The 13,335-nt window shown below is 59.0% G+C and carries 12 protein-coding genes; 10 read left to right on the plus strand and 2 right to left on the minus strand.

The window, feature by feature from the left end; translation table 11 throughout:
- Nucleotides 1–132: 132 nt before the first annotated feature.
- Entirely contained in the window at nt 133–2,046 is a 1,914-nt protein-coding gene (locus AC1DLB_RS08450) for a sigma-54-dependent Fis family transcriptional regulator (protein WP_018925738.1), read from the minus strand.
- Between the two features lie 122 nt (nt 2,047–2,168).
- Between AC1DLB_RS08450 and exaC the strand changes: the two genes are divergently transcribed.
- The 5 genes from exaC to AC1DLB_RS08475 all read left to right on the plus strand — a co-directional run bounded on the left by exaC (nt 2,169) and on the right by AC1DLB_RS08475 (nt 8,203).
- Nucleotides 2,169–3,689, plus strand: coding sequence for an acetaldehyde dehydrogenase ExaC (gene exaC, locus AC1DLB_RS08455; protein WP_018925737.1), 1,521 nt, complete (start codon nt 2,169–2,171; stop codon nt 3,687–3,689).
- A 221-nt stretch (nt 3,690–3,910) separates the two neighbouring features.
- Nucleotides 3,911–5,281, plus strand: a complete 1,371-nt coding sequence (gene eat / locus AC1DLB_RS08460) for an ethanolamine permease (RefSeq protein ID WP_019581359.1) — start codon at nt 3,911–3,913, stop codon at nt 5,279–5,281.
- A 119-nt stretch (nt 5,282–5,400) separates the two neighbouring features.
- Nucleotides 5,401–6,795, plus strand: coding sequence for an ethanolamine ammonia-lyase subunit EutB (locus AC1DLB_RS08465; protein WP_018925735.1), 1,395 nt, complete (start codon nt 5,401–5,403; stop codon nt 6,793–6,795).
- 8 nt (nt 6,796–6,803) lie between these two features.
- The gene (gene eutC, locus AC1DLB_RS08470; RefSeq protein ID WP_477784862.1) at nt 6,804–7,628 is read left to right on the plus strand and encodes an ethanolamine ammonia-lyase subunit EutC; all 825 of its coding nucleotides are present in this window, start codon (nt 6,804–6,806) and stop codon (nt 7,626–7,628) included.
- A gap of 113 nt (nt 7,629–7,741) precedes the next feature.
- Nucleotides 7,742–8,203, plus strand: coding sequence for a GNAT family N-acetyltransferase (locus AC1DLB_RS08475; protein ID WP_018925733.1), 462 nt, complete (start codon nt 7,742–7,744; stop codon nt 8,201–8,203).
- Here AC1DLB_RS08475 and AC1DLB_RS08480 read toward each other — a convergent pair.
- Complete coding sequence (locus AC1DLB_RS08480) at nt 8,187–8,399, minus strand: hypothetical protein (RefSeq protein ID WP_155949114.1); 213 nt, start codon at nt 8,397–8,399, stop codon at nt 8,187–8,189. The two genes, AC1DLB_RS08475 and AC1DLB_RS08480, sit on opposite strands and share 17 nt — an antisense overlap.
- A 72-nt stretch (nt 8,400–8,471) precedes the next feature.
- On the opposite strand from AC1DLB_RS08480, the gene AC1DLB_RS08485 reads away from it, so the two are divergent.
- The 5 genes from AC1DLB_RS08485 (at nt 8,472) to AC1DLB_RS08505 (ending at nt 13,242) form a co-directional block, all read left to right on the plus strand.
- Nucleotides 8,472–9,128 carry a DedA family protein gene (locus tag AC1DLB_RS08485; protein WP_018925731.1) on the plus strand — a complete coding sequence of 219 codons (657 nt, stop codon included), beginning with the start codon at nt 8,472–8,474 and terminating at the stop codon, nt 9,126–9,128.
- 6 nt (nt 9,129–9,134) lie between these two features.
- Nucleotides 9,135–9,947: a M90 family metallopeptidase gene (locus AC1DLB_RS08490; RefSeq protein WP_086945944.1), complete on the plus strand. Its 813-nt coding sequence runs from the start codon at nt 9,135–9,137 to the stop codon at nt 9,945–9,947.
- 114 nt (nt 9,948–10,061) lie between these two features.
- Nucleotides 10,062–10,589: an inorganic diphosphatase gene (ppa, locus tag AC1DLB_RS08495; RefSeq protein ID WP_007933577.1), complete on the plus strand. Its 528-nt coding sequence runs from the start codon at nt 10,062–10,064 to the stop codon at nt 10,587–10,589.
- A gap of 228 nt (nt 10,590–10,817) precedes the next feature.
- A complete protein-coding gene (locus tag AC1DLB_RS08500; protein WP_086945945.1) occupies nt 10,818–11,564 on the plus strand; it encodes a S24 family peptidase in 747 nt (248 codons plus the stop codon).
- 436 nt (nt 11,565–12,000) lie between these two features.
- Nucleotides 12,001–13,242 (plus strand): tyrosine-type recombinase/integrase, encoded by a 1,242-nt coding sequence (locus AC1DLB_RS08505; RefSeq protein WP_367373103.1) that lies wholly within the window; start codon nt 12,001–12,003, stop codon nt 13,240–13,242.
- Nucleotides 13,243–13,335: the final 93 nt, after the last annotated feature.

Genomic DNA, 13,335 nt, shown 5'->3' on the forward strand with positions numbered 1-13,335 from the left:
CTCGTAAACATGGCCGCAGGTTAGCGTAGGGAGGGGAAAATCGCACTCTTTAGCTGAACGTGACACAACCGCCTGGCTGATCGAGCGCATTTTTTTGTGGCGAGGGAGCAAGCCCCCTCGCCACAAAAACGGCTATCGTGCGATGCCGTGTTTGCGCAGCTTCCGGTAGAGGGTATTGCGGCTCACACCCAACTGTTCGGCGGTGTGGGTCATGTGCCAGCGCTGCTGTTCCAGTGCGTTGAGCAACGCCAACCGCTCGGCATCGTCCAGCGGATACTCGGACGGCGCTTCAATCGTCGCCACCGTCACCGGCCGGACCTGACGAATCATCGCCGGCAAATCTTCCAGCCCGATCCGACCGCCGTCACACAACGCCGCCAGGGTCCGCAGCACATTGCGCAACTGCCGCACGTTCCCCGGCCAGGCAAAATCCAGCAAGGCCTGCCGCGCCGCTGCATCAATCAATACCGTCTCCCCGCCCGCCTCTTCGGCCAACAGAAAGTCGAGCAGCTGTGATTTATCCGTGCGCTCGCGCAACGCCGGCAATGCGACTTCCAGCCCATTGAGCCGGTAATACAAATCCTCGCGAAAACTGCCGTCCTGCACCCTTTCGAGCAGGTTACGGTGAGTAGCGCTGATGATCCGCACATTGACCGATTCCGGCTCGCCGCCAATCGGCACCACCTGACGGTCTTCCAGCACCCTTAATAGTCGGGTCTGCATGCTCAGCGGCATGTCACCGATTTCATCCAGGAATAAAGTTCCGCCATCGGCCTGCTGCAACTTTCCACGCATGCCCTCCTTGCGGGCACCGGTGAAGCTGCCGCCGCGATAGCCGAACAACTCGCTTTCGATCAGGCTTTCGGGGATCGCCGCGCAATTGAGGGCGACGAACGATTTTTCCGCCCGTTGACTGGCCTGATGCACGGCCTTGGCGAAAGCCTCCTTGCCTGAGCCGGTTTCGCCGTTGATCAGCAACGGCACGTCCCGTTCGAACACCCGCAAGGCCTTGCGGAAGTCTTCCTGCAACGCGGCATCGCCCAGGCAAATACCCGACAGCCGTGGACGCTCGGCCACTGCCGGGCTTTGYACCACCGGTGCAGGAATGCTGCGCGGCTGCCCACGCAATACAGCAAACAGCCGCCGCCCGTCGCGGGTGCGCAACGGCCAACTGGCGCTGGCATTGGCGCTCGCGCGGCCGAGCAACTCATTCAGCGAGCAGTCGAAAAACGCCTCCACCGGCTGGCCCAACAGGCCGCCACGAATATGTCCCAGCAAATTCAGCGCGCTCTGGTTGACCGCACAGATCCGCCCTTCCCCGTCGAACGCCAGCAGCCCTTCGCTGAACAGTCCGACGGATTCGGCCTGCAAGTGAAAACGCAGCAGCCATTGATTGTCGAAGTAACGCAGGAAATAACAGCTCTCGATCATCTTCGCCGACAGATTGACCAGGGCCATGGTGTGAAACTGGCTCTGCCGCGAAACCTCATGACGCGCCGAAGACACGTCAAGCACCGCCAACAGTTCACCATGAGGGTCGAACACCGGGCTTGCCGAGCAGGTCAGGCCGGTGTGGCGGCCGCGAAAGTGTTCGTCCTGGTGGATGGTCAGGGACTGGCGCTCCACCAGGCAGGTGCCGATGCCGTTGGTACCTTCGCAGGCTTCGCTCCAGTCGGCGCCAAGCCAAAGGCCGGCGCGTTCGAAAATCTTCCGTTCGGCGGGCGCGGTGACGCAGTTGAGGATCACCCCGCGAGCGTCGGTCAGCAACACTGCGTGGCCGGCGCCGGAGAGTTGCTGGTGGAGGCTGGTCATTTCGTTGCCGGCGATCTGCAGCACTTGCTGCAAACGTTCGCGGCTTTCCAGGAGACGTCCATGTTCCAGCACCGTCGGCGCCATGGTCAGGGCCGGGTCGAGGTGATAGTCCTCAAGGCAACGCAGCCAGGAGCGGGCAATAGACGGATCGCTGCCGGGACCGTGCAGGTGGGACTTACCCTGGGTCACGGTCAACACTTGCTGGGCATGGCGACTCAAATGGTTGTCGTGCATTTCTTATTATTCTCCCAGAGGGCTGTGCTGAACCCTCTTTAAGGGGCTGGCATGCTCTACGCTTGTTACCGCGCTCTGGCGCGTCCTCCCTTATAAGCACAAAAGCCAAGGAGAAACCCATCATGCGTTACGCTCACCCCGGTACTGAAGGCGCTATCGTTTCGTTCAAGAGCAAATACGGTAACTACATCGGCGGCGAGTTCGTCGCGCCTGTCAAAGGTCAGTACTTCACCAATACTTCGCCGGTCAACGGCCAACCGATTGCCGAATTCCCGCGCTCCACTGCCGAAGACATCGAAAAAGCCCTGGACGCCGCCCATGCCGCCGCCGATGCCTGGGGCGCCACGTCCGCCCAGGCACGCTCGCTGGTGCTGCTGAAAATCGCCGATCGCATCGAACAGAACCTGGAACTGCTGGCGATCACCGAGTCCTGGGACAACGGCAAGGCCGTGCGTGAAACCCTCAACGCCGACATCCCGCTGGCCGCCGACCATTTCCGCTATTTCGCCGGTTGCATCCGCGCCCAGGAAGGCAGCGCCGCCGAGATTGACGGCAATACCGTGGCCTATCACATCCATGAACCGCTGGGCGTGGTCGGGCAGATCATCCCGTGGAACTTCCCGATTCTGATGGCCGCCTGGAAACTCGCTCCGGCCCTGGCCGCCGGTAACTGCATTGTCCTCAAACCTGCCGAGCAAACCCCGCTGGGCATTACTGTGCTGATGGAGCTGATCGGCGACCTGCTGCCACCTGGCGTGCTCAACGTGGTGCAAGGCTTCGGCAAAGAAGCCGGTGAAGCCCTGGCCACCAGCAAACGCATCGCCAAGATCGCCTTCACCGGTTCGACTCCAGTCGGCTCGCACATCATGAAATGCGCCGCCGAAAATATCATTCCGTCCACCGTGGAGTTGGGTGGCAAGTCGCCGAATATCTTCTTCGAAGACGTCATGCAGGCCGAACCGTCCTTCATCGAGAAAGCCGCTGAAGGCCTGGTGCTGGCATTCTTCAACCAGGGCGAAGTTTGCACCTGCCCGTCCCGCGCCCTGGTACAGGAGTCGATCTACGACGAGTTCATGGAAGTTGTCATGAAAAAAGTCCTGCAGATCAAGCGTGGCGACCCGCTGGACACCGACACCATGGTCGGCGCCCAGGCGTCCGAGCAGCAATTCGACAAAATCCTTTCGTACCTGGACATCGCCAAGGGCGAAGGCGCCGAACTGCTGACCGGTGGCAAGGTGGAAAAACTCGAGGGCAGCCTGGCGACCGGGTATTACATCCAGCCGACCCTGCTCAAGGGCACCAACAAAATGCGCGTGTTCCAGGAAGAAATCTTCGGCCCGGTGGTGAGCATCACCACCTTCAAGGACGAAGCCGAGGCCCTGGCCATCGCCAACGACACCGAGTTCGGCCTGGGTGCCGGCCTCTGGACCCGCGACATCAACCGCGCCTACCGCGTGGGCCGCGCCATCAAGGCCGGTCGCGTGTGGACCAACTGCTACCACCTGTACCCGGCACACGCCGCGTTCGGTGGTTACAAAAAGTCCGGCGTCGGCCGTGAGACCCACAAAATGATGCTCGATCACTATCAGCAGACCAAAAACCTGCTGGTGAGCTACGACATCAACCCGTTGGGCTTCTTCTAAAAACCGGGGGGGCGATACAGGTATTTCTGTATCGCCCTTCAGAAGGCCATCGCGGGCAAGCCCGCGATGGTGCCCTTAAACGCCTCCTTCATCGCTCTGCCGGTCTGGCATTGGCTTTGCATTCCCGCTCTACACACTGAATGCCATACCCGAAAGTCCAACAAATCAAACAATAAAAAAGACAGAGAGGACTTATGACTTCTACTACGCAGAGAGGACCTATGACTTCTACTACACAGCTCAAACCCACACTCGGCACCCTGCATCTATGGGGCATTGCCGTCGGCCTGGTGATTTCCGGCGAGTATTTCGGCTGGAGTTATGGCTGGGGCACCGCAGGTACCCTGGGTTTTCTCGTCACCGCATTGATGGTGGCGACGATGTACACCTGCTTCATTTTCAGTTTCACCGAATTGACCACCGCCATTCCCCACGCTGGCGGGCCGTTTGCTTACAGCCGCCGAGCCTTCGGCGAGCGAGGCGGACTGATCGCCGGCATCGCCACCCTGATCGAGTTCGTCTTTGCGCCACCGGCAATTGCCATGGCCATCGGCGCCTACCTCAATGTGCAATACCCGGAACTGGACCCGAAGATCGCCGCGGTTGGCGCCTATTTCGTGTTCATGACCCTGAATATCCTCGGCGTGAGCATCGCGGCCACCTTCGAACTGGTGGTCACTGTGCTTGCCGTCGCCGAATTGCTGGTGTTCATGGGTGTGGTCGCACCGGGCTTCAGCTTCAGTAACTTCGTGCTCAACGGCTGGTCGGGCGCCAACGAATTCAGCATGGCCTCGATTCCCGGCATCTTTGCGGCCATCCCGTTCGCGATCTGGTTTTTCCTCGCCATTGAAGGCGCAGCCATGGCCGCCGAAGAAGCCAAGGACCCGAAACGCACGATTCCCAAGGCTTACGTCAGCGGCATTCTGACCCTGGTGTTCCTCGCCATCGGCGTGATGGTCATGGCCGGCGGTGTCGGCGACTGGCGCCAACTGTCGAACATCAACGACCCACTGCCTCAGGCGATGAAAGCCGTGGTCGGCAACAACTCGAGCTGGATGCACATGTTGGTGTGGATTGGTCTGTTCGGCCTGGTGGCGAGCTTCCACGGGATCATTCTGGGTTATTCGCGGCAGTTCTTCGCCCTGGCTCGCGCCGGTTACCTGCCGGCCTCCCTGGCCAAACTGTCGCGCTTCCAGACCCCGCACCGGGCGATCCTGGCGGGCGGCGTGATCGGCATCGCGGCGATCTACAGCGACGGCCTGGTCAACCTGCAAGGCATGACGCTGACGGCTGCAATGATCACCATGTCGGTATTCGGCGCCATCGTGATGTACATCATCAGTATGCTGAGCCTGTTCAAACTGCGTAAAACCGAACCCAACCTGGAGCGCACCTTCCGCGCGCCGGGCTACCCGATCGTACCGGGGATCGCGCTGTTTCTGGCGGTGGTGTGCCTGGTGGCGATGGCCTGGTTCAACGCGCTGATCGGCTGTGTGTTCCTCGGTTTCATGGTGGCCGGTTACCTGTATTTCCAACTGACCGCCAAGCAACGTGCCGATGCACCGGCGGATGCGATGCTCGAAGGTGTCTGAATTGCACCGGCGCCGGGCTGATTCCCGGCGCCTGCCATATTGAAGTGCACCAAAACCCGCTCCCACAGGGGTTCAGTGGTGCATTTGAGATATTTACTGAATCAGGAGGACACCGTCCCATGGCCGTATTTGCCCATACCGTCGGCGCCCAGACCTACCGCTTCGACAGCCTCAAGGAGGTCATGGCCAAAGCCAGCCCGGCGCGCTCCGGGGACTTTCTGGCCGGCGTTGCCGCCCTCAACGATGGCGAGCGGGTGGCCGCGCAGATGGCCCTGGCCGACACCCCGCTGGCCCACTTCCTGGAGGAAGTGCTGATTCCTTACGAGGCCGATGAGGTCACCCGACTGATCATCGACACTCACGACAAACAGGCTTTTAAAGCGGTCAGCCACCTCACCGTCGGCGGTTTCCGCGACTGGCTGCTCAGCGAAGCCGCCGATGAACAAAGCCTGCGCGCCCTCGCCCCCGGCCTGACCCCGGAAATGGTCGCCGCCGTGTCGAAGATCATGCGCGTGCAGGATCTGGTGCTGGTGGCGCAGAAAATCCGCGTGGTCACCAAGTTCCGCGGCACCCTGGGCCTGCGCGGTCGGCTCTCGACGCGCCTGCAACCCAATCATCCCACCGACGAACCGGCCGGCATCGCCGCCAGCATTCTCGACGGCCTGCTGTACGGCAATGGTGACGCGATGATCGGCATCAACCCGGCCACCGACAGCATCGCTTCGATCTGCGCCATTCTGGAAATGCTCGACGCGATCATCCAGCGCTACGACATTCCGACACAGGCCTGCGTGCTGACCCACGTCACCACCTCCATCGAGGCGGTCAATCGCGGGGTTCCGCTGGACCTGGTGTTCCAGTCAATTGCCGGCACCGAAGCGGCCAACGCCAGTTTCGGCATCAACCTCAACGTTTTACAGGAAGGCTACGACGCGGGCTTGAGCCTGAATCGCGGCACATTGGGCCAAAACCTGATGTATTTCGAGACCGGCCAAGGCAGTGCCTTGTCGGCCAACGCCCACCACGGCATCGATCAACAGACCTGTGAAACCCGCGCGTACGCCGTGGCACGGCATTTCAAACCGTTTCTGGTGAACACCGTCGTAGGCTTCATCGGCCCGGAATACCTCTATAACGGTAAACAGATCATCCGCGCCGGCCTCGAAGACCACTTCTGCGGCAAGCTTCTGGGCGTCCCCATGGGCTGCGATATCTGTTACACCAACCATGCCGAAGCCGACCAGGACGACATGGACACTCTGCTGACCTTGCTGGGTGTGGCCGGGATCAACTTCATCATGGGCATCCCCGGCTCCGATGACATCATGCTCAATTACCAGACCACCTCGTTCCACGACGCCCTCTACGCCCGGCAAACCCTGGGCCTGAAACCGGCGCCGGAGTTTGAACAGTGGCTGGCGAACATGGGCATCTTCACCCAGGCGGACGGCAAAATTCACTTCGGCAACAGCCTGCCACCGGCGTTCCGCCAGGCATTGGCGCAACTGGGATGAGTGTTTATATGTATGAACCACCTGTCGATCCGCAGAACCCATTGCTGGAACTGCGCCGCCTGACCCCGGCACGCATTGCCCTCGGCCGTACCGGCACCAGCATGCCGACCCGCGCGCAGCTGGATTTCCAGTACGCCCATGCCCAGGCCCGGGATGCGGTGCACCTGCCTTTCGATCACACGGCGCTCAGTTCGCAACTGACCGAGCGTGGGCGTGAGAGTTTGCTGCTGCACAGCGCGGCCACGGACCGGAACAGCTATTTGCAGCGCCCCGATTTGGGGCGCAAGTTGAGTGACGAGTCGGCGCAGACACTGCGTAATTACGCACGAGCCAATCCTGGCGGGGTGGATCTGGCTGTAGTGGTGGCCGATGGTCTCTCGGCACTGGCCGTTCATCGCCACACCTTGCCGTTTCTGRCACGCATGGAAGAACAGACAGCTATCGAAGGCTGGTCCCTGTCACCGGTGATTCTGGTGGAACAAGGCCGGGTTGCGGTGGCTGACGAGATTGGCGAGCTGCTGGGTGCAAAAATGGTGGTCATTCTGATCGGCGAACGCCCTGGATTAAGCTCTCCAGACAGCCTGGGGCTGTATTTCACCTATAATCCCAAGGTCGGACTGACGGATGCCTACCGCAACTGCATCTCGAATGTCCGGCTCGAAGGCTTGAGTTACGGCATGGCGGCACACCGTTTGCTGTATTTGATGCGCGAAGCCTGTCGGCGGCAGTTATCGGGGGTCAGTCTGAAGGACGAAGCCCAGGTTCAGACGCTGGAGTCGGACACAGGAGCAGGTTTGAAAGGTAATTTCCTACTCAGTCCGTCGGATGCCTGAACCGTTTCCGCATTGCGTTTCTATTCCGGTTTAAGGCAGGATCGATGCACGGCCGCCAAGGGTTTCCTGTCGCCGTCACCATGTAAGACAGCCACTTGAAGACGAGACCTACCATGCGGATTATTCAAGCGACCCTCGAACACCTGGACCTGCTGACCCCGTTGTTCGTCAAATATCGCGAGTTTTACGGTTCCCTGCCGTATCCGGACTCGTCCCGAGCGTTCCTCGAAAAGCGCCTGCGGCGCAAAGAGTCGGTGATCTACCTGGCCCTGGCCGATGACGACAACAACAAACTGTTGGGTTTCTGTCAGTTGTACCCGAGCTTCTCGTCTCTTTCGCTCAAACGCGTGTGGATCCTCAACGACATCTACGTCGCCGAAGACGCCCGACGCCAGTTAGTGGCCGACAACCTGATCCGCACCGCGAAGAAAATGGCCAAGGAAACCAATGCCGTGCGCATGCGCGTTTCCACCAGCAGCAACAACGAAGTGGCGCAGAAAACCTACGAATCCATCGGGTTCAGGGAAGACACCGAGTTCAAGAATTACGTATTGCCGATCAGTGACGAACTTTAAGCTCACCAAGAAGATCGCAGCCTTCGGCAGCGCCTGCATCGACCGAGGCAACCTCGAAGCTGTAGGTGCTACCGAAGGCTGCGACCTTTTCCGACAAACCCTGAAACACATCGACATTCCTCGCTACAAACTCGACGCGTTTTTCACTTTTCACCCCGTATAATGCCCACACCTCACGGCTCGTAAGAAAAATCACACCCCGCTGTAGTCTTACGCGAAGCTATCCGCACAGGCCTGCTGAGTCGGGCCATCACCACAGGTGCTTTCCATGGATTTCAACCCGATCGACGTTATTCTGCATCTCGATGTTTACCTCGAGATGCTGGTGAACAACTACGGAGCATGGATCTACGCCATCCTGTTCATGGTGATCTTCTGCGAAACCGGACTGGTGGTGATGCCGTTCCTGCCGGGCGATTCCCTGTTGTTCATCGCAGGCGCKGTGGCGGCCGGTGGCGGCATGGATCCGGTACTGCTGGGCGGCCTGCTGATGCTGGCGGCGATCCTCGGCGACAGCACCAACTACGTGATCGGCCGCACCGTCGGCGAACGGCTGTTCAGTAACCCGAACTCGAAAATCTTCCGCCGCGATTACCTGCAACAAACCCACGATTTCTACGACAAACACGGCGGCAAAACCGTGACCCTGGCGCGCTTCATGCCAATCATCCGTACCTTTGCTCCGTTCGTCGCCGGCGTTGGCAAAATGCCTTACCCGCGTTTCTTTGCCTTCAGCATTTTCGGCACCATCCTCTGGGTGGGTGGCCTGGTAACCCTCGGTTACTTCTTCGGCAACGTACCGTTCATCAAGAAAAACCTGTCGCTGCTGGTGGTGGGTATCATCCTGGTGTCGCTGCTACCGATGATCATTGGCGTGATCCGCAGCCGTCTCGCTAATGCCGCGTCCAAAGCCGAACCCCGCTGACTGACGATGTGGTCCCTTAGCGCCTGGCGACGCCGGCGCACCCTGGCCAGGCATCCGATTGCCGACGACATGTGGCAACGGGTGCGCCATCACCTGAGCTTCCTCGATGGCATCAGCGCGGCCGAAGACCAGTGGCTGCGCGAAGCCAGCGTGCTGTTCCTGCAAGACAAACACCTGACCGCCCTGCCCGGCGTCGAACTCCACCAGGAGCAGCGCCTGCTGCTCGCCGCCCAGGCCCAATTACCGCTCATGCATTTGGGTGATCTGAACTGGTATCAGGGCTTTCACGAAGTCATCCTCTACCCCGACGATTTCCTCAGCCCCCAGCGCCATCGCGATGCCAGCGGCGTCGAACACGAATGGGATGGTGAACACAGCGGCGAAGCCTGGCAGCAAGGCCCGATCATCCTCGCCTGGCCCGGCGTGATGGCCAGCGGTGGCTGGGAAGGCTACAACCTGGTGATCCACGAACTCGCACACAAACTCGACATGCTCAACGGCAACGCCAATGGCCTGCCACCGCTGCACGCCGACATGCGCGTCAGCGACTGGGCCAAGGTCATGCAGGAAGCCTATGACGACCTCGACCGGCAACTGGAGCGCAACCCGGACGCTGAAACCGCCATCGACCCGTACGCCGCGGAAAACCCCGCCGAGTTCTTCGCGGTCACCAGCGAATACTTCTTCAGCGCCCCGGATCTGCTTTACGAGGCTTATCCACAGGTCTACGAACAGTTGAAGTTGTTTTACCGTCAGGATCCGCTGGCCCGTCTACGGCAACTTCTGGCCGAAGACCCGGTCTATCAGGCACGCGACTAAGGTCTCTACGACCCTTAGGTGCATGGCATCAACGGCGGAATATGCCTATAATCGCCGCCACTTTTTGGTCAATCCGGCCAAGTGTTTTTGGTCAACTAACGGGGGCACCGCCCAATGAGCTACAGCAAGATTCCGGCTGGCAAAGACCTGCCGAACGACATCTACGTCGCGATCGAGATCCCGGCCAACCACGCGCCGATCAAATACGAAATCGACAAAGACAGCGACTGCCTGTTCGTTGACCGTTTCATGGCCACCCCAATGTTCTACCCGGCCAACTACGGTTACATCCCGAACACCCTGGCTGACGACGGTGATCCCCTCGACGTGCTGGTCGTGACTCCTTACCCGGTTGCTCCAGGTTCGGTGATCCGCGCGCGTCCAGTCGGCATCCTGAACATGACCGACGACGGCGGCGGCGATGCTAAAGTCATCGCAGTCCCACACGACAAGCTGTCCCAGCTGTACGTGGACGTGAAGGAATACACCGACCTGCCAGCCCTGCTGATCCAGCAGATCGAGCACTTCTTCGCGAACTACAAGGACCTCGAAAAAGGCAAATGGGTGAAAATCGAAGGCTGGGACGGCGCAGACGCCGCCCGCGCCGCGATCACCAAGTCGGTCGCTGCCTACAAAGGCTGAGAAGCAACGGTTAGTTTCTAGCCTCACGCTTCAAGAAAAACCCCGGTTGATCCGGGGTTTTTTGTGCCTGCCTGGAACGCTTTTAACAATGAGTTTTGAGCATTTCGGCCTGGGTGTTTGCCTGTTTATTTTTTACGAAAAGCGTCTTACATCCGGTCTTAAATTTCCCTCGAAATTTGAACGGGTCGTTTATTCAAACCCCCATCCTGCGCCCGTAGACTCGTGTTTATGAAAAAGAACACTAGCGGCCCACGGTTCAGAGCGCTCCTCGAAGCAGCCAACATCACAACGACAGGATTTGCCGCTTTCTTCGACACGGAAGCGCAAAATATCCATAACTGGTACACCCGTGGTGTGCCCGCTTATCGCATGGAAGAAGTCTCCCGACTTCTGTCTGTAAACAGTGACTGGCTGAAAACCGGCGAAGGTCCTAAAGAGTCCTCACGCCTGCGTGTGCTCGACGAGTCCGGCAACACCTTCGACGCCCAGGCAATCCGGGGCATCTACACGGTGATCGAGCCCATCGACGTCGAACTGCCCTTCTTCAAAGAGACCGCCACCGCCCCAGGCTCCAACAAAACCCACGTCGTCGAGGACCCCGGCCAATCCATCCGCCTGCCCCACAGCCACCTCGACTCCCTGGAAATCAAACATGCCAATGCCATCTGCACCCATATGATCGGCAACAGCATGGCCGAAAAGATTGAAGACGGTTCTACCCTCGCCATTGATCGCGGGCTTACGCAGATTATCGATGGCGAGATCTATGCGATCGAGCATGACGGAATGTTGCGAATCAAATACCTGCACCGGATGCCGGGAAATGCGCTGCGGTTGCGCAGCCACAATCGTGCCGAGTATCCGGATGAGATCTTCAACGCCGAGCAGATCGACAAGCAGAACATCAGGGTATTGGGATGGGTGTTCTGGTGGTCGACGCTCAACAAACGCAGACCGTCCGTACCGTTCCTGTAAATACGAAGCCCTGTAGCAGCCTTCGGCAGCTGCTACGCCTCAGCGCAATCGCTCTATCCCGCACACCAAGCTGGGAATTCCTCAAAAAAATCAGTATGCTGCGCCCCACATTTGCGCATCGACCCTTTCCAAGGCTCAGATCGCACCGACAAGGCAGATCACTTTCTCGCCAAGTCCCACAGCCGGACGCAAGATCCGGGTGTACGTTTTGAAGGCTGGCGCGGTTTACCAAAAATAAACCAAGCCAGTCCCCGAGAAGCCGGCCACAAGCCGGCTTTTTAATTTCTTTTTGAAAGCCACTCTCATCTCCTGAAAACCGCGAGAGCCTTGCTAGATCAAGGGTTTCAGCCTACTTTTGTTCCTGTGACTTCCGTTTTCATCCATCGTCTTCCACAGCCAAGTGGGGGATCAAGTGGGGGACCAGAGGGCCGAAAAGATGGGCAAGCTGACCGCAAAGTATGTCGAAAATGTGACCGAGCCAGGCACCTACGAAGACGGTGAAGGGCTACGCCTTATCGTCAAAGCTACGGGACGAAAAAACTGGGTGTTGCGGTTTCAGCTACACGGCAAACGACGAGAGATGGGATTGGGTGGCTACCCCCAGCTCGATCTAAAAAAGGCCCGCGCGGCCGCCTATGAAAACAAAGTCCAGATTTTGAAAGGCACTGATCCACTCGCAAAACGACAGGCTGAACAAGCCGCTCAACGGGAAGCTGAACGCCGTGAACTGGCGCAGCTGATTACCTTTGAGAAATTGGCCACCGACTATCGAGATGCCCATGGTTCGAGCTGGTCGGAGAAATGGCGCAAGGGCTGGCTGAGGAAACTAGAACTCTATGCTTTCCCTACGATAGGGAAGTTGTCAGCCGACAAGGTCGAGACCAAACACCTGATCAAGGCACTGCAACCACTTTGGGTGACCAAAACGCGGACGGCTGACGAAGTACGTGGGCAAATCGAACAAATCCTGGATGCCGCCAGAGCCCGAGGTCTCAGGACTGGAGAGAATCCGGCACGCTGGCGCGGCCATCTGGAAAACCTGCTGAGCCGGCATGAGAAGAAGAAAGCTCGTAAACGCCAGCATCATCCTGCGCTGAAATGGCAGGATCTGCCGAAGCTTATGGAAGCCTTACGCAAGGATCCCTGCCACGCTTCTGTCGCGGCTCAGTTACTGATTCTAACCGGCGCTCGCTCGCATATGGTCCGATTCGCACGCTGGGATGAGTTTGACTTGGAATCGGGTCGATGGTCTCTGCCTGATGAGCGCATGAAAACCCGGCAAGCGTTCGCGATCCCCCTGGCCCCAGAGGTGGTTTCACTTCTGAAGGGCCTTCCGAAAGTCACCCCCAAAAGTCCCTACGTTTTCCCCGGCCACGGCCGAAGCGGCGTGATGCACGCTAATGGCATTCGCAATTTGCTTCATGCATTGGGTTATGAGCACATCACTCGTCATGGTTTTCGCTCGACCTTCCGGGATTGGGCAGGTGAAAAGACTCCTTTCCCAAGAGATATCTGCGAGCTCGCGCTGGCCCATGACGAACGCGGGGAAACGGAAAGCGCATACTCTCGATCAGACTTTTTTGATAAGCGACGGGAGCTCATGCACGCATGGGCCATCTACGCCACATCCACACCTGAACACGCGGATGAGGCCCAACGCGAAACATCAGGAGAATGATGAGACGGCGACCGCTGAATGCCTCGGACCTTGGAGCGGATGCATCAACGCTACAATCCCGCAAGCGCGGCGCAACCAACATCGATGTAGGAC

The organism is Pseudomonas sp. 05N434, from assembly GCF_056396965.1.